The organism is Thermogemmatispora carboxidivorans (genome assembly GCF_000702505.1).
Lineage (GTDB): Bacteria > Chloroflexota > Ktedonobacteria > Ktedonobacterales > Ktedonobacteraceae > Thermogemmatispora > Thermogemmatispora carboxidivorans.
Map to the genome: position 1 here is coordinate 2,311,039 of NZ_JNIM01000001.1, position 21,605 is coordinate 2,332,643.

The 21,605-nt window shown below is 63.6% G+C and carries 14 protein-coding genes; 12 read left to right on the forward strand and 2 right to left on the reverse strand.

Annotation, left to right across the window (positions count from 1 at the left end):
- Positions 1-231 precede the first annotated feature (231 nt).
- From N688_RS09000 to N688_RS09055, 12 genes are all read left to right on the forward strand, one after another.
- The gene (locus N688_RS09000) at positions 232-1,968 is read left to right on the forward strand and encodes a cellulose binding domain-containing protein (protein ID WP_052888967.1); all 1,737 of its coding nucleotides are present in this window, start codon (positions 232-234) and stop codon (positions 1,966-1,968) included.
- A 314-nt stretch (positions 1,969-2,282) separates the two neighbouring features.
- The gene (locus N688_RS09005) at positions 2,283-3,467 is read left to right on the forward strand and encodes a LacI family DNA-binding transcriptional regulator (RefSeq protein ID WP_052888968.1); all 1,185 of its coding nucleotides are present in this window, start codon (positions 2,283-2,285) and stop codon (positions 3,465-3,467) included.
- Between the two features lie 391 nt (positions 3,468-3,858).
- Complete coding sequence (locus N688_RS09010; RefSeq protein WP_052888969.1) at positions 3,859-4,056, forward strand: hypothetical protein; 198 nt, start codon at positions 3,859-3,861, stop codon at positions 4,054-4,056.
- 30 nt (positions 4,057-4,086) lie between these two features.
- On the forward strand, positions 4,087-5,700 hold the full coding sequence (locus N688_RS09015; protein WP_069804146.1) for a glycoside hydrolase family 16 protein: 1,614 nt from the start codon (positions 4,087-4,089) through the stop codon (positions 5,698-5,700).
- Positions 5,701-6,020: 320 nt separating this feature from the next.
- On the forward strand, positions 6,021-7,730 hold the full coding sequence (locus N688_RS09020) for an ABC transporter substrate-binding protein (RefSeq protein ID WP_052888971.1): 1,710 nt from the start codon (positions 6,021-6,023) through the stop codon (positions 7,728-7,730).
- Positions 7,731-7,766: 36 nt separating this feature from the next.
- On the forward strand, positions 7,767-8,015 hold the full coding sequence (locus N688_RS22740) for a hypothetical protein (RefSeq protein ID WP_156025354.1): 249 nt from the start codon (positions 7,767-7,769) through the stop codon (positions 8,013-8,015).
- Positions 8,016-8,210: 195 nt separating this feature from the next.
- Positions 8,211-9,182 carry an ABC transporter permease gene (locus tag N688_RS09025; protein WP_052888972.1) on the forward strand — a complete coding sequence of 324 codons (972 nt, stop codon included), beginning with the start codon at positions 8,211-8,213 and terminating at the stop codon, positions 9,180-9,182.
- Between the two features lie 143 nt (positions 9,183-9,325).
- The gene (locus tag N688_RS09030; RefSeq protein ID WP_141727752.1) at positions 9,326-10,414 is read left to right on the forward strand and encodes an ABC transporter permease; all 1,089 of its coding nucleotides are present in this window, start codon (positions 9,326-9,328) and stop codon (positions 10,412-10,414) included.
- A 172-nt stretch (positions 10,415-10,586) separates the two neighbouring features.
- On the forward strand, positions 10,587-11,987 hold the full coding sequence (locus N688_RS09040) for a GH1 family beta-glucosidase (RefSeq protein WP_052888974.1): 1,401 nt from the start codon (positions 10,587-10,589) through the stop codon (positions 11,985-11,987).
- Positions 11,988-12,426: 439 nt separating this feature from the next.
- Positions 12,427-14,568 (forward strand): UvrD-helicase domain-containing protein, encoded by a 2,142-nt coding sequence (locus N688_RS09045; RefSeq protein WP_052888975.1) that lies wholly within the window; start codon positions 12,427-12,429, stop codon positions 14,566-14,568.
- Positions 14,569-14,732: 164 nt separating this feature from the next.
- On the forward strand, positions 14,733-15,572 hold the full coding sequence (locus tag N688_RS09050) for an endonuclease III domain-containing protein (protein WP_052888976.1): 840 nt from the start codon (positions 14,733-14,735) through the stop codon (positions 15,570-15,572).
- Positions 15,573-15,697: 125 nt separating this feature from the next.
- On the forward strand, positions 15,698-18,151 hold the full coding sequence (locus tag N688_RS09055; protein ID WP_052888977.1) for a tetratricopeptide repeat protein: 2,454 nt from the start codon (positions 15,698-15,700) through the stop codon (positions 18,149-18,151).
- A gap of 48 nt (positions 18,152-18,199) precedes the next feature.
- Here N688_RS09055 and N688_RS09060 read toward each other — a convergent pair whose 3' ends face one another.
- Positions 18,200-20,140 (reverse strand): MutS-related protein, encoded by a 1,941-nt coding sequence (locus tag N688_RS09060; protein ID WP_052888978.1) that lies wholly within the window; start codon positions 20,138-20,140, stop codon positions 18,200-18,202.
- A gap of 461 nt (positions 20,141-20,601) precedes the next feature.
- On the reverse strand, positions 20,602-20,913 hold the full coding sequence (locus tag N688_RS09065; RefSeq protein WP_052888979.1) for a bifunctional DNA primase/polymerase: 312 nt from the start codon (positions 20,911-20,913) through the stop codon (positions 20,602-20,604).
- Positions 20,914-21,605: the final 692 nt, after the last annotated feature.

Consider the following 21,605-nt stretch of genomic DNA (forward strand, 5'->3'; position numbering starts at 1 on the left):
TCATTGAATGCCAACGGCGCTGCTCCCGTCAAGTCCTCAACGCTAACGCTGCCAGAGCAGAGAGGCTAAGCAGGATGACCTGCATGGCCGACCTCCCGCTCCCGCCCTGGCTGTCAAAACAGTGACTGCCAGATGTCCGCTACCTGCTCTGGCCTTACGGCGCAAGCAGCCCTATGCTCTCCCTTAGCAAGGAATGCCAAAAGGGACCTCCCCGCCCAGAAAGGACGCAGTATGTTCAGCAACAGTAACAAGAAGCCAGCCTACCGCTACCTCTCCTCGCTGCTTGGCTGTGCGACCATCACAGTGCTCGCCGCCATCAGCAGCCTCCTGCTTATCGGAAGCCCGCGCCATGCCGCGCAAGCAGCCTCCGGCTTTGTCACCCGCTGTGGCATCCACTTCTGCCTCAACGGCCAGCTGTTCTACTACGCCGGAGCCAATAGCTACGACATCTTCACCTTTGGCGATGGCAGCAGTAGCAGCACGCAGGATGACATCGAGAACAAATATATGGACAAGGCTGCCATCGATGCCTACTTTAGCAACGCCCAGAGCGACGGCATTACGGTCGTGCGTACCTGGATGTTTGACCACGAGACCTGGCACGGCTTCGAACCTTCGAAGGGCGTCTACAACGTCGCTGAGTTCGATGAATTTGACTACATCATCCAATCGGCCAAGGCGCACAACATCCGCCTTATTCCGGTCTTCGAAAATTACTGGGAGGCGTATGGCGGTATCGATACCCGCCTGCAATGGGAAGGATTGCCCACCGGCCAGTCCAACCGCTGGCGCTTCTTCAATCAGCAGCAGTGTCCAGGCTGCTTCACCCAGTACAAGAACTACGTTTCATATGCCCTCAATCATGTCAATCACTACTCAGGCATTGCCTACAAAGATGAGCCGACCATCTTCGCCTGGGAGCTGATGAACGAGCCACGCTACGAGAACGCTACCCCCGATGAGAGCACAACCGGTACTACCCTGCGGGCCTGGGTCGACACAATGGGCGCTTTCATCAAGGGCATCGACCCGAACCATATGCTGGGGACTGGCCTCGAAGGCCAGGGAACAGCATACGGCTACGGCGGCAACTCCGGTAACCCTTTTGTCTATATCCATCAATCTCCATATATCGATTTCACTTCCGCCCACTTCTACCCGACCGAGAGCTGGGCGAACCTGAGCATGAGCCAGGCCCAGCAGGTCATCAACAAGTGGGTCAGCGATTCCCACAACGTCGTCGGCAAGCCGTTTATCCTTGGAGAGTTCAACAGCCGCTCGGATGTTGGCAACCGGACAGGCTGGTGGACCATGTTTTACAACACACTGGAGCAGGACGATGCCGACGGAGACAACTTCTGGATGTACGTTGCGTGTAATCCTGACAGCATCTACGGTGTAACGCACGGAGCCCCCGAGCTGGCCATCTTCCTGCAGCACTCACAGCACCAGCAACAGAAGTCCGGTGGTAGCCCAGGCACGGGCACGACGCCGACGCCGGGTGTCACGCCGACCGCTACAGCAACCGCTGCGGCCAGCCCGACGCCGACTCCCAGGCCGACAGTGACACCGACGCCGACCCCGTCACCAACTCCGGCTGTCACGCCGACGCCGACCTTAACACCGACACCTTCCAGCGGGCTGAGCTGCCGGGTGCACTACGCCATTACCGCCCAGTGGCCTGGTGGCTTTGGGGCCAGCATCTCCATCACTAATACGGGCAGTACGGCCATCAATGGCTGGACGCTCAAGTTCACCTTCCCGAACGGGCAGACGGTCACCCAGGGCTGGAATGGCAGCTTCAGTCAGCAAGGCAGCACCGTCACCATTACCAATTTGTCCTATAACGCCACCATCCCGGCGGGAGCGACGCTGGGGAGCGCCCCCGGCTTTAACGGTACCTGGAACGGCACAAACTCACCCCCGACGAGCTTCACACTGAACGGAGTAACCTGCAGCACCCAGTAATACCCTCTGGGCCAGCCCTGCCACCACCGGTCGCCAGGCAGGAGTCTGGCCCATCCCCCTCCCTCAACCTGCCTGCGGATGTAGAGAGCAGGCCCTTTCGGCCTCCGCTCAGAGTGAGCCTGCTTCCCTGGCCTCATCCTCCTCTTTCCCTCCTCTTTCGAATCTCGAAAATGTTGCGAAAAAAAAGTCCCGGAAGTCTTGACGGAAACCGGTTTCAATGTTATAGTTTCGCCAGAAACCGGTTCCAGAAGCTGGCACCACCCGCGCAGGAACCAGGTGCACAACCAAAGCCTTAGACGTTGGAGAGACGGACAATGGATGAGAAGCTCACCATCCAGGATATCGCCCGCCTGGCCGGGGTCTCGAAGTCGAGCGTCTCGCGCGTCCTGAATAATTATCCTGCGATCAGCCAGGAGCTGCGCGAGCGCGTGATGCGGGTGGTGCGCGAATACAACTTTGTGCCGAATGTGACGGCCCGAGGATTGGCCGGCGGCAAGACGCGCCTGGTTGGGGTATTGACCCCGCCGCTGACCTGGCCAGCGATTCCGGAGATACTGCGTGGGGTGGCGGAGTATATCGAGCGTACCTCCTATGAGATGGTCCTCTACAGCATCAATTTTGAGAATCCTACCCACACGGACGTCGTCGATCGCATTCTCTCTCTGCGTATGGTCTCGGGCCTGCTGGCCATCCTGCCCTGCGATTTGACCCCCCATTTGCTCAGGCATTTTGAGCGCGGGCTGCCGATGGTCATGATCAATGACCAGGAGCCGCCAGAGCATTTCCCTTGCCCGTGGGTGGGGGTGGATAATCGCACTGGGGGCTATCAGGCAACTCGCCACCTGCTCGACCTGGGCTATCGGCGCATTGCCCATGTGATGGGGCCGAAGCGCTACTACTGCGCCCAGGAGCGCTATGAGGGCTATTGTCAGGCGCTGCATGAGGCCGGGCTCGCGCCTGACCCCGAGCTGCTGCTGCAGGGCGAGTTTGATCCCGCCAGTGGCCGCCGCTGTGCCCGCGAGTTGTTCGCCCGCGAGCGAACGCGCTGGCCCGAGGCGATCTTTGTGGCCAATGATCAGATGGCCTACGGCTTTCTAGAAGTAGCCGAGGAGCAGGGCATCCAGATTCCCCAGGATGTCGCTCTGGTCGGCTTCGATGATAACCTGGTCTCGTCCCATGTCCGCCCGCCGCTGACAACGGTGCGCCAGCCGTTCTCTCAGATGGGGGCGAAGGCCATCGAGCTGCTCTTGATGATGGTCGATCCCGATCATGTGCTCCCGCGCACGCGGGCCAGCCAGGACGGGAAGCATAGCCAGGCTGGGGCAGGGATGACCCCGGCAGGTGGGCCTCTGGCCACTGCCGCCGCTGGCTCCGACCATCAGCTGGGTGCGCGCGCGGGAGCTGTACTCGAAGCCTCTGCTCCCTATCGCCTGGACGGGGCCATTCATATACAACTCGATACCAGCCTGGTGGTACGAGCGTCAAGTGTACCTGCCTGACACCGGCTCGCCCTTCCGCGTTGCGTTGGACCGCACGAGGCGAGCGCTTCATCCAGATAACGCTTGCTTGCTCTGCCAGAGGATGTCTTGTCTGAGTCGCATGGATGCGTCTCTCTGCCGGAGAACAGTATGTCTTGTCGTACTGTTGTCCTGCTTTCTAAGCTGGCCGGTGAGCCGGGCCGCCTGGCAGCGGCTCAGGCATACAGGGCCTGGGACTCTGTCTTGCCTGCCCCGGCTCGGCTCGCCGGGTCCTGCCCTCTGCTGACCGCCAGACGGCAGCCAGACAGACTGGCTGGCTGGCAGACAGACAGACGGACAAGCAGGGAGACCAGCTATCTGGCTCAACCACGCTGCTGGTCTGGCCATCCAGTGTACCGCCTGGAAGGAGGGGGTGGAAGGAGGTGGATGGCTGGCCAGTGCGCTGTGGCTGCTGGCCACTCTTGCCGGCGCAGTTGCTGCTGCCGGCACTGCAGCACTGCTGTTGGCTGCGTCCGCTCGCTGCTTGCCCGCCAGAGCGCCAGGCGCGGCGACGCTGGCTCTTCTCTCTCTGGCCGACGGCGTGCTGCCAGCTCAGCTGCAGTGCAGCTGATGACTTTTCCGCAGAAGAAAGGAGTATTGGATGCGGATATCTCAGCGTAGAGTTCACAGGGATGTTGATGAGCCTGCTCGTTCCGGCTCCGCTTTCCGTCGGTTGCCCTTCAGGTGGCTCCTCTTCGCCGTCTGTGCCCTGGTGGTCTGCCTTTCGACCGGGCTGTTCCTCGTGGCCCGCACAGTCCCCCAGGCCCATGCTGCTACCTGGACCCAGGTCTGGGGCGATGAGTTTAGCGGCTCGGCAGGCTCTCCGCTGAATACGTCGCAGTGGATCTACGATATCGGCACTGGCTATGGCACTGGGGAGATCGAGACGACGACTAATAGCACGGCCAATGTCTCCCTGGATGGCAATGGCCACCTGGCCATCACGCCCCTGCGCGATGCCAATGGCAACTGGACCTCGGGCCGCATTGAGACGGTTAACGATAGCTTTGCTGCTCCTCCCGGCGGCGAGCTGGAGGTGACGGCCTCCCTGCAGCAGCCCAATGTCTCCGGCAATGCTGCCCTGGGCTACTGGCCGGCTTTCTGGATGCTCGGTACACCTTACCGCTCCGACCATAACTGGCCCAACGATGGCGAGGTCGACATTATGGAGGATATCAACGGCCTCAGCTCGGTCTTCGGGACGATGCACTGTGGCACCTATCCCGGCGGCCCCTGCAATGAGCCAAATGGTATCGGCAGCGGTCAGAAGCCCTGCTCCGGCTGCCAGACAGGCTTCCATACCTATACGGTCATCATCGATCGCAGCGTCTCGCCTGAGCAGATCCGCTGGTACCTGGATGGCAATAACTACTTTACGGTCAGTGCCAATCAGGTGGATGCCACGACCTGGGCCAATGCTGTGGATCATGCTTTCTACATCATCTTCGATCTGGCCATCGGCGGTGGCTTCCCCGCTGCCTTCGGCGGCGGCCCGACCTCTTCTACTCAGCCCGGCGTGCCTATGCTGGTCGATTATGTGCGCGTCTATACTGCCAATGGCTCGGCAGTGACGCCGACTGCGACTCCTACCCCTAGCCCAACACCAACGGCCAGCGGCGGCAGCGGCAGCGGCTTCACACAGGGAGTCAAAGCCATCAGTAGCAATCAGGTGCAGTTCTGGTTTCAGCCGAGTGGCTGGACGGCGGGCTATGTGATCCTGCACTACACGATTCCCGGTCAGGCTCAGCAGAACGTGCAGATGAGCTATAACAGCAGCGCCGGCCAGTGGCAGTATACAGTCAGTGGGGTCAGCTCGGGACAGACTATCACTTATTCCTTCACGTACCAGAAGAGCGGGCTGCAGTACGATACGTCCACCTATACCTATACGGTAGGCTCTTCGGCTGCCACCCCTACGCCGACACCGACGCCCTCGGGCGGCAGCGGCTTCAGCCAGGGAGTGAACAGCGTGAGTGCTACTCAGGCGCAGTTCTGGTTTCAACCGAGCGGCTGGACGGCGGGCTATGTGATCGTGCACTATACGGTCCCCGGCCAGGCCCAGCAGAACGTGCAGATGAGCTACAACAGCAGCGCCGGCCAGTGGCAGTACACGGCTGGTGGGATGAGTTCGGGGCAGACGATCACGTACTCGTTTACCTACCAGAGGAACGGGTTGCAGTACGATACGTCCACCTATACCTGGACTCATCCGTGAAAGCTGTCCCGCTTTCGTGACCTTCGTCCTTGCTTGCGGTGAGTTGATTCCTCACCTCTCCCTTGCTCGGCGCTGCTATCATCAGGGCTGCCGCTGCAGAGAGCCAGACGGCCAGACAGAGGGGCAGCGCCGAGTGGGGATGGCGGTGGTGTCAGATCCGGCTGATTTCGGGGCTGATGCCGGATGCGGTCCGCTGAGCTCAGGAGGAACTCGGCCTGGAAGTCCGATCAGGAGGGCTGGCTGGTCCAATGCTGACCGCGATGAGACGATGCTTTGTTCGCTCAATCGACGTCCGATTCGCTTTCCAAGGAGGTGCGCTTATGTGCGATAAGACCGGCCTCACTCGTTCTTCTCCACGACCTGGCTCTGTGGCTGGCCTGGGGCGCGTTGTGCTCTCGCTGCTGGCGCTGAGCATGTTGCTCCTCTTGGCTGCCTGTGGGCAGGGAAGCACTAGCAGCTCATCCAGTAAGACGCACGTGCTGACGGTCGTGCCCAGCCCGAAAGGTGACTTCACCAACGGCTTTAGCCCCTACTCGGCCAACGCGAACTACGGTTCGCAGGGCATGATCTACGAGACGCTGCTCTTCTTTAATCGCATGAATAGCCAGATCACGCCCTGGCTGGCGCAGAGCTACGATTTCTCCAACGATGCCAAGACCCTGACCTTCCACCTGCGCCCTGGTGTAAAGTGGTCGGATGGCCAGCCTTTCACGTCGGCGGATGTGGTCTTTACGCTGCAGATGCTCAAGCAGTATCCGACAGCCGACGGCAATGGCCTCTGGCAGTATCTCCAGAGCGTCCAGGCTCCCGATGACCAGACGGTGACCGTTACTTTGAAGGCCCCCTATACGCCGCTCCTCTGGTATCTGGCTGGTCAGACCTGGATCGTCTCGAAGCATGAGTATGCCAGCGCCGGCGACCCAACCAAGTTCGTCGACGCTAATCCCGTCGGTACCGGCCCCTTCATGTTGAAGTCCTTCTCGCCGCAGCTGATTACGCTCAAGAAGAACCCCAACTACTGGCAGCCCGGTAAGCCGGCTGTCGACGAGATCCGCTATCCCGCCTTCGATTCGAATACCAGCGCCGAGCTGCTGCTCAGCCGCGGTGATGTCGATTGGACGGGCCTCTATACGCCCAATATCCAGCAGACCTATGTGGCGAAGGACCCTGCGCATAATCATTACTGGTTCCCCAACCGCAATATTGTGATGCTGTATTTGAATACGGCCAAGGCTCCGTTCAATCAGCTGGCGGTCCGTCAGGCCATCAGCGCGGCCATCGATCGCGAGCAGATCTACAAGGTGGCCGAGAGCGGCTACGAGCCGGTGGCCAGCCCGACTGGCCTGGTGCTCCCCGAGAACCAGAGCTACCTGAATCCGAAGTACGCCAATGTCTCCTTCGCCAAGGACCCCAATCAGTCACAGCGGCTCCTGGAGAGCGTTGGCTTCCATAAGGGGTCGGATGGCATCTATGCCGATAGCAGCGGCAAGAAGTTGTCGTTCCAGATCAATGTGGTGACCGGCTGGACTGACTGGGTGACGGCGGTCCAGATCATCGCGAACAATCTGAAGACCATCGGCATCGATGCGAAGGTGAATTCGATTTCCTTCAACGCCTACTTCAGCGCTCTGCAGATGGGCAGCTACGATATGGCGATCTCCTGGACGAATCCAGGACCGACGCCCTTCTACTTGTATAATTCGTTGCTCAATAGCACGAACAGTGCTCCCCTCGGGAAGCCGGCGGCTTCCAACTGGGAGCGCTGGATCGACTCGACGACCGATAAGCTGCTGGCTCAGTACGCGACAACCACTGATCAGACGCTGCAGCAGCAGGCGCTCTATGGTCTGCAGCAGATCATGGTAGAGCAGCTGCCGAGCATTCCGCTGGTCTATGGGGCAACCTGGTACGAGTACAGCAGCCGCAATTTCACCGGCTGGCCGGATGCGAATAATGCCTATGCTTCCCCGGCTCCCTTCGACTTCCCCGATGCCGAAGTGGTGGCCTTGAATTTGAAGCCCGTTGCCTGAAACCCCGTGCGTAGGTGAGGTGAGCGGGCCGATCGGGTGCGGCTCTCTCACCTCCCTCCGCAACGGCCCGCTCCGCCCGGCGCTCCGCTTCCCATTCCCGAGGAGCGCCTGGACCAATCCGCCGCTCTGGCTTCGTCAGCAGGCGGCAGCCAGGCACGGCACCGACCATCAGCCTTCGGCTCGGCACCTATTCCGATAGCGCTCCTTTTCGCTTTCGCTCGTTCGCTGGCACTGGCCACTGGCACTGGCCACTGGCACTGGCCGCTGGCACTGGCCATGAATTGAGATGGTAACGAAATGGCAACGGACAGGCAAACGGGTTTGCTTTCCTGATAATAAAGGAGCGACTTTGGCCAACACCCGGCAGGCATTGGCAGTGCGCACCGACACGCCCAGCAGAGCAGCTGGTGAGCGCTCAGGTCACCGTTGCTCGCTGTGCGCTGCGCCGCCTCTCTCGGCTGGGAGGAAAGGGGACCCAGAATGAGGCATGTACTGCGCCGCCTTGGCTTCTACCTGGTGGCCTTGTGGGCCTCGATTACCTTGAATTTTATTATCCCGCGCTTGATCCCGGGCGATCCAGCAGGGGCGCTGATGGCCCGTTTCCAGGGGCGCATGACACCCCAGGCCATCCATGCTCTGGAACTGCAGTTTGGCATTTCGCACGATCCGCTCTGGGTGCAGTATATTCAGTACCTGGGGAATCTGCTCCACGGTGATCTCGGTACTTCTTTTACCTACTTCCCGACGCCCGTGGCTACGGTCCTGGCTCAAGAGCTGCCCTGGACCCTGGCCCTGGTCGGGATGTCTGTGCTGATCAGCTTTGTCTTGGGGTCGCTGCTCGGCGTCTTTATCGCCTGGCGACGAGGTTCGTTCCTTGATAATGTCCTGCCGCCTTTCTTGACGTTCTTCTCGGCCATTCCCTACTTCTGGCTGGCGCTGATTGCGCTCTATCTCTTGGCCTATACTTTGAGGTGGTTCCCGGTGAACGGCGGCTACGATACGTCCTTGACGGTGGCGCTGACACCGGATTTCTTGCTGAGCGCGCTCAATCATGCTCTGCTGCCCGGTTTTACCATCGTCCTGGCCTCGATCTCCGGCTGGATGCTCGGGATGCGCAACGCCATGATTACGACCCTGACCGAGGACTATGTCTTGCTGGCCGAGGCCAAGGGCCTCAAGGAGGGGCGGGTGATGTTCTCCTATGCGGCCCGCAATGCGATTCTGCCGAATGTGACCGGCTTCGCCCTTTCGCTGGGCTTTGTGGTGGCTGGCTCGCTCTTGACAGAAGTGGTCTTTTCGTATCCCGGCGTGGGCTTCGCCTTGTTGCAGGCTGCGCAGAATTCCGATTATCCCTTGTTGCAGGGCATTTTCCTGCTGATTGCCCTGGCAGTCCTGGGCGCCAATTTTCTGGCCGACCTGGCCTATCTGGTGCTTGATCCGCGCGTGCGCTAGCCTGGCTGGTTCGGGGCGGATGAGTGGTGAGCGCAGCAAGGGGACGGCGACGGTGCGGTCGGTTGGCTGCAACCACGTGGTCCGCAGCGAGCGCAGCAGTGCTGTGAGAGTCGCAGACGGAGAGAGAGAAGGAGAGATCGATCATGGCTATGCTACCGCAATCGCCAGAGCCAGTGGTCGCGCCCCTGAGCCAGCCTCAGCAGGGGGCAGGGGCGGGTACGACGGCGGGGCTGGGACCGGCTGCTCTGCCTGGCCCGGCACTGGCTCCGACTCCGGTGTCTGAGCGGCCCTGGATGAGTCTATGGCGCATCTTTACGCTCAATCGCAAGGCGATGGTGGGGATATGCATTGTGGGGTTCTTCTTCCTGGTGGCGATCTTTGGGCCGTTTTTTATCCATAGGGACCCGAGCGCTTTGTCGAACGATGTGCTGGTGCCGCCATCGTCCAGTCACTGGCTGGGGACGACGCAGACTGGTCAGGATATCTTTAGTCAGTTGGTGGTGGGCACGCGGGTCTCGATCCTTTGGGGCATGGCCACGGGCCTGGTGGTGACGGCTATTTCGGTCCTGGTGGGCCTGTGCGCCGGCTACCTGGGGGGGATCGTCGATGAGGTGCTTTCGCTGCTGATCAATGTCTTCCTGGTGCTGCCGAGCTTCCCGCTGGCGGTGCTGCTGGCCGCTTACGTGCCCTTTAAGGGGCCGTTGACGGTGGCGGTGGTGATCACCCTGACAAGCTGGGCCTATCAGGCGCGGGTGCTGCGCGCGCAGACGCTGTCGCTGCGCCGGCGCGATTTTGTGGAGGCGGCCCGCTCTGGCGGTGAGTCAACCTGGCGCATCATCTTCTTTGAGATTTTCCCGAATGAGATCGCCATTGTGGCCGCGGGTTTTGTGGGCACGGCGATCTATGTGATTCTGGCTGCCGCCGGCCTGGAGTTCCTGGGTCTGGGCGATGTGACGGTGGTCGACTGGGGCACGATGTTCTACTGGGCCCAGAATAACGATGCTTTGCTGCTGGGGGCCTGGTGGTGGTTCGCTGCCCCGGGCCTCTGTATTGCCCTGCTGGGGGCCGGGCTGGCTTTGATCAATTTCGGCATCGATGAGGTGGCCAATCCTCGCCTGCGCAGCGAGGCCCGACCGAGCAAGCGCCTGCTGCGCCAGATGCTGGCCCGCTCCCTCGGGGGAGGCCCTGGCTCCGAGACGGCTCCTGTCGGTGCCTCACGTAGTCTCGGCTAGCGGTGGCGGGCGCACTGCCTGGGCCCTGGCCTGTGTCGTTGCGGGCTCGCTCTCGCCGCCTGGCAGAGGCAGAGGCCAGGGCCTCTCTCCCGGCTCCGCCGACTGGCCGCTTGCTCTCTCTTGCTTGAGTGAGAGACCATCATTCCCGAGAGGATAGAGAACAGGAGAACGCATGACGAGTATCCCCACTGTCTCGTTCCAGGCGGTTGAGGACCTGGCTGCACGCTTTCCCACTGGCTTCTTCTGGGGAGCCGCGACTTCTTCGTATCAGGTGGAGGGGGCGGTCGCTGAGGATGGCCGCGGCCCTTCGATCTGGGATGATTTTTCGGCGACGCCGGGCCGGGTCGCCGATGGCCAGAGCGGGGCGCCGGCTGCAGATCATTACCGTCGCTATCGCGAGGATGTGGCTCTGATGGCGCGCCTGGGCTTGAATGCCTACCGTTTTTCTATCGCCTGGCCGCGAGTGCTGCCCGAGGGGCGTGGCCCGGTCAATCCGGCAGGTCTGGATTTCTATGATCGCCTGGTGGATGCGCTGCTGGATGCGGGCATTCAGCCGTTTGTGACGCTGTATCATTGGGATCTGCCGTCAGCCCTGGAGCGTGAGGGCGGCTGGCGTGCGCGCTCGACAGCCTATGCTTTTGCCGACTATGCGGAGGTGGTGGCCCGTCGGCTCGGCGATCGCGTCTTGCATTGGATGACGCTCAATGAGCCGTGGTGTAGCGCCTATCTGGGCTACGGTATCGGCGTGCACGCCCCGGGCCTGTGCGATCGGCAGGCGGCGGTCGATGCGGCCCATCATCTCTTGCTGGCTCATGGGCTGGCTGTCCCTCGCCTGCGGGCAGTCTTGCCAGCGCAGGCCCAGATCGGAACGGCCCAGGTGCTGGTGAAGGTCTATGGGGCCGATGAGCGCCCGGAAACGCTGCGCGATATGGCTCTGGCCCATGCGTTCTCAAATCGCTGGTTCCTTGACCCGCTCTATCACGGGTGCTATCCCGAGGGCCTCTTTGCCGCTTTGGGCCTCAATCCGCCGCCGATCGAGGAGGGCGATCTGGAACTGGTGGCGGCCCCTCTGGATTTCCTGGGGGTCAATAACTATTCGCGGATGGTGGTGCGCGGGTCACCGGAGCCGCCACTGGCCGATCAGTGCCGAACGGTCTCACCGGTCCCTAATGCCTGTTATACCGATATGGCCTGGGAGATCTTTCCCCAGGGCCTCCGCGATCTGCTCCTCGATGTGAGTCGCGAGTATCCGGTGCAGCGGCTCTATGTGACGGAGAATGGGGCGGCGTTCCCCGATGAGTGGGATGGAGGCGAGACGGTCCACGATCCGCGCCGCGTGGCCTATCTGGCGTCGTATATCAGTGCCTGTGCTGAGGCGCTGGAGCAGGGGGCGCCGCTCTGTGGCTATTTTGTCTGGTCCCTGCTCGATAATTTCGAGTGGGCCGAGGGCTACCGTAAGCGCTTTGGCATCGTCTATGTTGATTATGCCTCGCAGCGACGGGTGATCAAGGAGAGTGGCCACTGGTATGCGGCCCTGCTGCAGGCTTTCCGCACACGCGCCCGCTGCTGCTAAGCCTGGGTGGGTCCGACGGAGCTTGACAGCCCGCTGCCGCTCCTTCCTTCCTGCCCTGTCGACGGCGCAGGCGGCGCCTGAAACCGCGGGGACAGGCCAGATTGTTCATTCTGTCCCTGTGCTTGCTTTCCCTCCCCAAAGGCTCAGCCCTGACTCTCACGACGAGGGCCAGGGCTGAGCCTCCCTCTGATAGCCCCTTCTTCTGACTCTGGTGCCGGCTGGTCTGTCCTGCCCGGCTGACCTGCTCTCTCTCCCCTCGGTGGTGGCCTGGCCGAAGGCGCCTCTTCTTGAGGGATTGGTCGCCGTGGTGCGATCTGCTAAATCTGTGGCTTGGGCGCGTTTTATTTCTAGTGAAAATAGTGGTAATATACTTTGATATAAAGCAGTTGATTGCCAGGTCTGCCGCCCCGCGGGGTACGTTTGTTTGGAGGGTACGCTGATGGCCGCTGGTGATTGGTGTCTCTTGCAAAAACCTGAATTTCTCCGTGCGCTGCAAGCTCTCTCTCCTAAAGAGATCCGCCTGGTTATCGAGAAGCTCAATCTCCTGTTGAAGGACCCTTATCCCGATGGCTACACGCGCTGTCAGGTTCGCCATATGGGGATACCGGTCTATCGCTTGCGCTGCGGGGTCTATCGCATTTTCTATGCGCTGAAACGTCCGTATATCTATGTGCTGGCCCTGCGCCGGCGCGATCAGGCAACCTACGACGGCGAGCTGGATGCCGCTGTCCCGGCTGAGGAGCTGGACCTCGCGCTGGTGGCTGCCGTCGAAGGCGCCGCTGAGGAGAACCGGCAGGCGGCGCCGTCTGCCCCGGCTCCGGCCTACTGGGAGCGCTGGCTGGCGCCTCAGCCTGCGCCCAGGCGCCCGCTGCCCGAGCCGATCACTGCCGAGCTGCTGACGCGCCTGCGGGTGCCGCCGGAGTTCCATGCCCGCCTTTTGCCTTTGGCGACCGAGGAGGAGTTGCTGGATTGTCCGGGCGTGCCCGATGAGTATTTGCTGCTGATCGATCAGCATATGTTTGAGCGGCCCCTGGTCTCGGTGCTCCAGCAGCCGGACTATCTCCTGAGCGATGTTGAGGATCTGCTGCGCTATCGCGAGGGGGAGCTGGTTGGCTTTCTGTTGCATCTCTCGCCGGAGCAAGAGACCTTTGTGCTGCGGGGCCTGCGCTCGGGCGGCCCGACGCTGCTCAAGGGTGGTCCGGGAACGGGGAAGAGTACGATTGCGCTCTATCGGGTGCGGGCTTTGCAGGAGGAGCTGCGCCGCCAGGGGCGGCGGGAGGCGCGCCTGCTCTTTACGACCTATACCAATGCGCTGGTGCGCTCGTGTGAGCAGTTGCTGCGTCAGTTGCCGGGGGTGGATCTGCGCTTTGTGGAGGTGCAGACGGCGGATCGTTTGATCTTTCAGTTGCTCAGCGATCTGGGGGAGCCGCCCAGGCCGCTGACGCCGCAGGAGGAGCAGCAGCTCTTTGCACAGGCCCTGGAGACGGTGCGCTTCACAGGGTCGCCGGCTCAGCAGCGGGCGCAGCGTCAGGTGCTGGGCCAGCTTGGGGCGGAGTATCTGAGGCGCGAGCTGACTCAGGTCATTCTGGCGCGTCAGATCCCTTCGCTGGAGGCGTATTTGCGGGCGCCGCGTCCGGGCCGGCGGGTGGCCCTTTCGCCACTGCAGCGCCGGGCGGTGTGGGCGCTCTATGAGCGCTTTGTGGCCCTGGTCCGTCTGCGGGGTAAGGAGACCTGGCAGCAGGTGCGGGCCCGCGCGGCAGCCTGGGCTGCGGCTGGACGGCTGGCGCCTTGCTATGATGCGGTGCTGATCGATGAGGCTCAGGATCTTGATCCGGCGGCGCTGCGCCTGCTGGTCTTGCTCTGTCGCGATCCGCGGCTGCTCTTCATTACAGCGGATGCCAATCAGTCGATCTATGGCAGCGGTTTTGCCTGGACGGAGGTCCATGAGTTGCTGCGCTTTCGCGGGCGGACCGCGGTGTTGACGGTCAATTATCGCTCGACGCGCGAGATCGGCGAGGCGGCGCGGACGTATTTGCAGGCTCAGGTGGCTGGCGAGCTGGATGGGGAGTCGGGCGAGCGGCGCTATGAGCATAGTGGGCCGATGCCGGCTTTGCGGCGCGTGGCTTCGCAGGCTGAGGAGGTCGATCTCTTGCGCCGCTTTCTGCCGGCGGCGGCCCATGAGCTGCGGCTGGGAATTGGGGCCTGCGCGGTGCTGACGCCGACGAGGCGGGCTGGCCAGCGGCTGGCGGCAGCGCTGCAGGCTCAGGGACTGCCGGCCAGCTTTATGCGCGGCCATGAGCTGGATCTGCAGGCGGCGGGGGTGAAGGTGCTGACGCTGCAGTCGGCCAAGGGCCTGGAGTTTCCGGTGGTGGCCCTGGCTGGCTTTACTGAGGAAGGCTGGCCGCGGAGCGCGCTGTCGGCTCTAAGCGCGGAGGAGCAGAGCGAGCTGCAGGCCATCGATCGGCGGACGCTCTTCGTGGGGATGACGCGGGCCATGCGCGCCCTGCTGGTGGTGGTCCCGCAGGCGGCTACGTCGCCGTTGCTGGAAGGCTTCGATGCCGCCTATTGGAATGTGGCCTGAGCCTGAGTGGGGGCTGGCCCTGGCCCCGTGAGGAGACGGCGAGTCGGCCCGGGACGGCGGTTGCTGTATGGCGAGCTGTGTACTACAATACAGCGAAAGACGGTCTCGTCTCTCTGTGGACGAAGGGCTGTCAGCAGTCTCCTGAAGGGTGGGTTTCTCTGACGATGATGCAGCCTGTGCGGCCTGATGCGGCTGGTCCAGAATCGCAGTCTGCCGATGGCGGAGGGCTTCCTCCGGTGCACCTGGCGCGGGTGTATCAGCGGCTGCTGGAGGTCTATGGTGAGCCTGTCTGGCGGCCTTCCGGTGAGCCGTTGGGGGAGCTGATTGGGACGATCCTGTCGCAGCATACCTCGGATGTGAATTCGGAGCGGGCTTATGGGCAGTTGCGAGCCGCTTTTCCGGCTTGGGAGGAGCTGCTGGCAACTCCGACGGAGCGGCTGGCGGCGGTGATTCGCTGTGGCGGTCTGGCCAATCTGAAGGCGCGCCGCATTCAGGAGGTGCTGGCTGAGCTGGCGCGTCGGCGTGAGGCTCAGGCTGAGTGCGCTCCGGCGACGGCTGGCGGTGAGTCGCTGGAGGCTTTCTTGTGCGCCGAGCTGCGCCGCCGCCAGCCTTTGGAAGCCTGGGAGTATTTACAAGAGCTGCCGGGCGTAGGCCCGAAGACGGCGGCCTGTGTGCTGCTCTTTGCGCTGGGCTGGCCGGTGATGCCGGTCGATACGCATGTGCACCGGGTGGCGCGCCGCCTGGGTCTGCTGGGGCCGAAGGTGAGCGCCGAGCAGGCGCATGTGCTGCTGGCTCAGATGACGCCGCCGGCCTGGGTTTATGCGCTGCATGTTAATCTGATCCGTCACGGACGGCGCGTCTGCCTGGCGCAGCGCCCGCGCTGTCCCGCGTGCCCGCTGCTGAGCGAGTGCCGCTATGCCGGTGGCCTGCTGGCTGAGGAGGGGGCGGCGGCGCTGTCGGCAGGGCAGGCCGCTGCCGCTCCTTCGTCGATAGAGGAGCACTAGGGGGCGCTGCTGACTGCCGGCGCGCCCGGCCCGGCTGTTCTGTTCGAGAGAGCGGTGAGGCCAGGGTGCTCAGCGCCGCCCTGTACTGATGTACTGATGGCTGATTCCAGGGGAGGACTATACTGATGGCGTCAGGCCAGGACTGGAGCCAGATTATTCACCAGAGTGAGGGTGAGCGCTTTGTGGGGCGCGAGCAGGAGCTGGCGCTCTTTCTGGAGGAGCTTCGCCGCGAGCCGCCGCGTACGCTGATCTTTTATCTGACTGGCCAGGCTGGCGTTGGGAAGACGACGCTGCTGCGCCGCTTTCAGGCCCTGGCCCGCGAGCTGGGCTTTCTGGTGGCTGAGTGTGACGAGCGCCAGCGCGATGTCCTGGCCGTTTTGGGCCATCTGGCGGCCCAGTTCGATCAGCGTGGGCTGCGCCTCAAAGCCTTTGAGGATCGTCATCGCCTCTACTACCAGCGTCTGCATGAAATTGAGTCTGATCCCCAGGCGCCGCACGGTCAGGGGGGCCTGTCGGTGCGAACGCTCTTGCGCCTGGCCTTTGTGGCCGGCGAGTTGCTGCCGGTGGTTGGGCCGGCTTTCTCCTATCTCTCGCTGGAGGAGGTTGAGGAGCTGGCCAGTGAGTGGGGGCGCTATCTGCTGCGCAAGCTGGGCAATCGCGAGGAAATCGAGCTGCTGCGTGAGCCGGAGGAGGTTCTGAGCCAGCTCTTTTTCGCCGATCTCAATCGGGTGGCTGAGCGCTGGCCGGTGCTGCTCTGCCTCGATAATTTCGAGGCGACGCGCCCGGCCCTCTTCTGGTGGTTGCTGCGCCTGCCTGAGTATCGCCCCTCGGGGCGTATCCGCCTGGTGGTGGCCGGTCGTGATCCGCTGGAAAACGAGTGGGGCGTCTTGCGGGGCGTGACGCGGCTGATTCGCCTGGATGTCTTCACGGAGGAGGAGGCCGAGGCCTTTCTCGATCTCTATCATGTGCGCGATCCGTTGCGACGCCAGGAGATTATCGAGGTTTCGGGCCGGCTGCCGGTGCTGATGAGCTGGCTGGCGGCCCCGCGCGAGACGGGGGCGACCTATACAGTGCTGCCGGCCAGCGATATGGTGGAGCGCTTTCTGCGCTGGGTCAGCGATCCGGCGCTGCGCGAGACGGCGCTGCTGGGGGCGCTGCCGCGTCTGCTCAATCGCGATGTGCTGGCCTGCCTGCTGCGCTGTGCGCTGGGGGAGCAGGCTCCCCATGTCGAGCGGGTCTTTAGCTGGTTGATTGCTCTGCCCTTTGTCAGTGAGCGCGGCGAGGGCTGGCGCTATCATTCGGTGGTCCGGCGCATGATGCTGGAGTACCTGCGCCGGCGCAGTCCCGTCGAGTATCGCGAGCTGCATGCCTGCCTGGCGACCTTCTACCTGCAGCAGCGGGATGCGCTCTACGTGCCGGGGCAGGAGTACTGGCAGGCGACCCGCTGGCAGGAGGCAACGCTGAACGCGCTCTATCATGGGTTGATCGCCGATGCCGGCAGGTATTGGCGGGAGCTGCTTGAATACTTTACGCTGGCCCTCTATCAGGAGCGCCGCTTTGCTACTCGCCTGCTAGAGATGGCGGCTTTGGAGGAGGTGCGGCGCGGTCTGGAGCAGGAGCAGCGTGAGCTGTTGGAGCTGCTGCAGGCCGGGCTGCGGGCGATGGATGAAGGCGATTGGGCGACGGGCCTGCGCCTCTTTGATCGGCTCTGTCAGTATCCGAGCCTGTCTCCACGGGCCCGCGCGGCAGCCTACTTTTTTCGCGGACGGGTGCAGCGTTACCGCCAGGCCTATCCGGAGGCTCTGGCCGATCACAGCCGGGCTATAGCGCTGGATGAGTCGAATGTGTGGGCCTTTGTGGAGCGGTCGCGCATCTTGCGCCGCCTGCGCCGCTATCCCGAGGCCCTGGAGGATCTGGCGCAGGTTCTCTCTCTTAATCCTTTCGATGCGCGTTCGTGGGCCAGTCGCGGCCAGGTCTATACGCGCCTGGGGCGCTATGAGGAGGCGCTGCAGGATTTTGAGCGCGCTTTAGCGCTGGATGAGGGCTATGTCTGGGCGCTGGTGCATCGTGCCGAGACCTGCCGCCTGTGTGGCAACTATGAGCAGGCCCTGGCCGATCTGGAGCGGGCCTTAGCGCTCAGTCCGCATGAGGCGCGGGCCTGGGGCGAGCGCGGGGAGATCTGTCGCTTGTTGGGCCGCTACGAGGAGGCGCTGACGTGCCTTGAGCGGGCCCTGACCCTGCGCCCAGACTATGCCTGGGCTTTGGCCTGTCGCGGTCAGGTGCTGGCGGCCCTGGGGCGACGAGCTGAGGCCCTGGCCGATCTGGAGCGGGCCTTGTCTCTCGATGCGACGCTGGAGCTGGCGGCGGTGGCTCGGACGGCTCTGCTGACCTCGCAGCCGCTCGCCGGCGCTCCTCCAACGGTGGTGCTGGCTGAGGCTCCTGCCGGGGAGGTGCCTGCCTCGGCGAGTGAGAGCCTGGCGACGGCTCCTACGCAGCCGCTCCCGGCAGGGGAGGAGGAGCAGGCGCTCTCGACAGGCCAGGATGAGACGCCCGCTGGTCCGTCGTCCGCCTCCTCCTGAGCGCTCTGCTTCGTCTGCTTGTTCCCTCTCTCTTTGGCTGATTGTCCCTCATGAGGCTTCTGTCTTGTCGGCGGGCGGTCCGGCGGCAGCCTGCTGGCTGTCGTTCTCGCTGGTCTCTGTCTCCGGCACCTCCGGCACGGGCAGCCCGAAGAGGCGCATGATCTTGAGGGCGTTGGTGGTTGGGCAGGGGCCGGGCCGCAGGCGGTAGTCGAAGACCATTGCTCCGTCGCTGATCTCCTCGCGAAAGTGGTAGTTGCTGATCCCCGGGAGTTCCTCGGCGAGGCGGGTCAGGTCGAGGTCGTGGGTGGCCAGCAGGCCGGCGCAGGGTTTGCCCGTGGTAGCGAGGGCGCGCAGGTAGGCACGACTGCCGATGCGCCGTTCGCGGTTGTTGGTGCCGCGGAAGATTTCGTCGATGAGGAAGAGCAGCGGCGCGCTGTCGGGGTGTTCGACGGCGTCCAGCAGGGCGCGCAGGCGTCGTACTTCGGCGTAGAAGTAGGAGGCGTCTTCGGTCAGGGCGTCGTTGATGCGCATGCTGGCGAAGAGGCGCAGGGGGGTCAGGCGCAGGCGGACGGCGTTGACCGGGGCGCCGGCGTTGGCCAGGACCAGGTTGAGGCCGACGGTGCGCAGGAAGGTGCTCTTGCCGGCCATGTTGGAGCCGCTGATGATGGCAATGGCTCCCGGCTGGCGCAGGGCGAAGTCGTTGAGGATTTTTCTGCTGGGCGGCAGGAGGGGATGGCCCAGACCCTGGCCTTCGTAGAGGAGGGCCGGAGCCTGGGGACCGACGAGGAGCTCGGGAAGGTGGTAGTCGGGGTTGAGGTCGGCGAAGGTGGCCAGTGAGCAGAGGGCTTCCAGCTCAAACCAGGTCTCCAGCCAGCGCCGCATCTGCTGGGCCAGGCGGGCTTTCCAGGCGTTGAGGCGCAGGGCGATGAGGAATTCCCAGGGGAGGAAGAGGTGTAGCAGGAGGGTGAGGAGCAGGTTCTGCCCGAAGGAGGCCAAGCTGAGGAGCAGGGAGAGATGGCGCAGGGCGCGGGCGGGACTGAGCTGGCCGGCGCCGGTGAAGGGCTGGCAGAGTTGCTGCAGGTGGGGCTGCTGGGGATGGCGGCGCCGTTCGACGGAGGCGAAGGTGGCGCTGAGCTGGGCGCAGGTGCTCTGCAGGGCGAAGGCTTCGTCGAAGAGGTCGCCGGCGTCGCCGCGCCGCAGGAGGAAGAGGAGCAGGCTGAGGGCGGCGCTGATGGGCCACCAGGGGGGCAGATGCAGGAGGAGCTGCCCGGCCAGGAGAAGCAGGGTCAGGAGGTTGAGGCTGCCCATGAGGGCCAGGCTCTGCTTGAGGCGAGCCGGGGGCGCTTCTTGCCGCAGACGCCCAAGCAGTTGGGCGCCGCGCAGGAGGCTGCTCTGTCCGCCGGCCAGGCGCGCTTCGATCTGCAGGCGGTGGCGGAAGAGGCGCAGCGGCTTCAGTTCGGCGACCAGGGCCTGCCGCCGCTGGATGGTGGCCGGCTCGACGCTCTCGGCCAGCAGCCAGCTCTTGAGGAGCAGGCTCCCCTCGCGGGTGGTGGCCGTGTTGAGCAGGCGGTGCAGGGAGCGCGGCCCGCTGATGTCGAGGTCGAAGTCGAAGGGGTGGGTGGCGTCGCTGTCGGAGAGGTCGCGCCCGCCGGGCAGGGGGGCGATGGTCTGCCAGTCGACGAGCAGGCGCGCGCGTTCGTCGCGGGTCAGCCAGACGAGCAGGCGCAGGCGGGCCAGGTGGCGCTCGATGCGCCGGTGCTGGGCGGCGAGGCCGCCGAAGATGAGCATGGCCAGGGCGAAGCTGATCAGGCCCGCCCACCAGTGCAGGGCCAGGCCCAGGATCAGGCCGCTGGCCAGGCCGACGGCGAAGATGGCGACGCGCAGCCATGAGTAGCGGTTGCTGCGCGTGTCCAGGCGCGCGATGCGCCGCAGCAGGCGCTCCTCGTGTCGCTGGAGGGCCTGCAGTCGGGCGGCTTTTTCGGGATGCATAGGCGATGCTCCTCTGTCTGTGCCAGGGCTTGTGATCAGGCCGCCGCGCGCTCTGACTCGGGCCGGACCGGGTCGCGGCACCCCTGGGACGGCGGGCGGACGGGCGAACGGTCGGACGGCTGGCGAGGACTCGGGCGGAGGCGGGCGGCGCTTGGGAGGGCGTGCCGTGAATGTCGGTCTGCCTGGGCACGCTTCCCGTTTGATCAGATGATAGCGCGTCTGGCAAGAGGAGAACAGGGGGGAGGGTCTGGCCGGAGGGAGCGGCTGGCGGAGAAAGAGAAAGAGATCCCCGCCCTTGAGCAAGGGCAGGGATCTCAGCAACGAAGAGAGGAGGCCGGGAGGTTGTTCGTTCGCCAGGAACGCGCTGCAAGGGGCGGGCGTCCCTGCCCAACCTGCTGAGCTGTGGTTGCTGGCCCTCCCGTTGTGCTTAAGGCCGGGTATCAGATCAGGGCGGGCCAGGCTTATGGCCCGCTGGTGCCGGGAATGGGAAGAAGGGTCTCGCGGCCATCGCGGCCCATGATGACGACGCCAATGCCCGCGCGAGGAGCCAGGCGCCACCAGCGGCGGATCTCTTCTTCATCGGTGGTGGCGCAGGCCAGCGTGGGGACCCGCGGGTGAGGCGCACTGCAGCCCGGACGCTCGCAGGTACAGCGCCCGTCGGGAAGGCGCTCGTAGAGAGGCACGACGCGCCAGCCGTGCCGCGCGTAGGACAGGGCGTAATCCAGTAAGCGGCCCCTGTCGATGACGACGTGTCGTTCCAGGTAGGTCACCATGGGCCGGCTCCTTTCTTTCTTTCTTTCTTTCTTTCTTTCTTTCTTCCTTCCTTCCTTCCTTCCTTCGGTGCGCTGAGACTGCCTCCCTTCGGGAGGAGAGACCGCCCGCTGGCTCGGCGCTCGCTACCCCGCTGACCGACTGCCTGTCTGCCTGCCTGCCTGGGGCTTCCCCCGTCCTGTCCCGTCCTGTCCCGTCCTGTCCCGTCCCACACCGGCCTCTCCGGCGGAGCCCCCACTCCGCCGGAGCCGGTGGGTGCAGCCTTCCAGTAACCAGAAGGATTACTTATATTGTACGCGATGCTCCAAATATATGTTTGTCGATATAGGACCGCTGCTGACAGTGCTGCTCGCTGGCTGGCGACCTGGGAGGCACTGGTTGTGGAAGGGTGCACTGGGGCAATCTTCGGCTCATGTGGCCCTTGCGCGGGGCCGCTTCGAAACCCGGCGAGTGCCCCCGGGAAATGCGGTCAGATTCTGACCGCATTGACCTCTGGACGTGGAGCTTCTGCCTGTGGTATACTCGAAAATGCGATGCTGCCTCTTCGAAACTCGCCCCTTGCGGTTTGCAGAAGACGAGTTTCGAGAAAGGTCGTGGGACGATATGTTCTGCGCGCGGGAGAGGGAGGAAAACGAGCCTCTCAGACGCCAAAAATGGGGCCTCAATCGTTCGTGGATGGTGAAGCACTATTCCT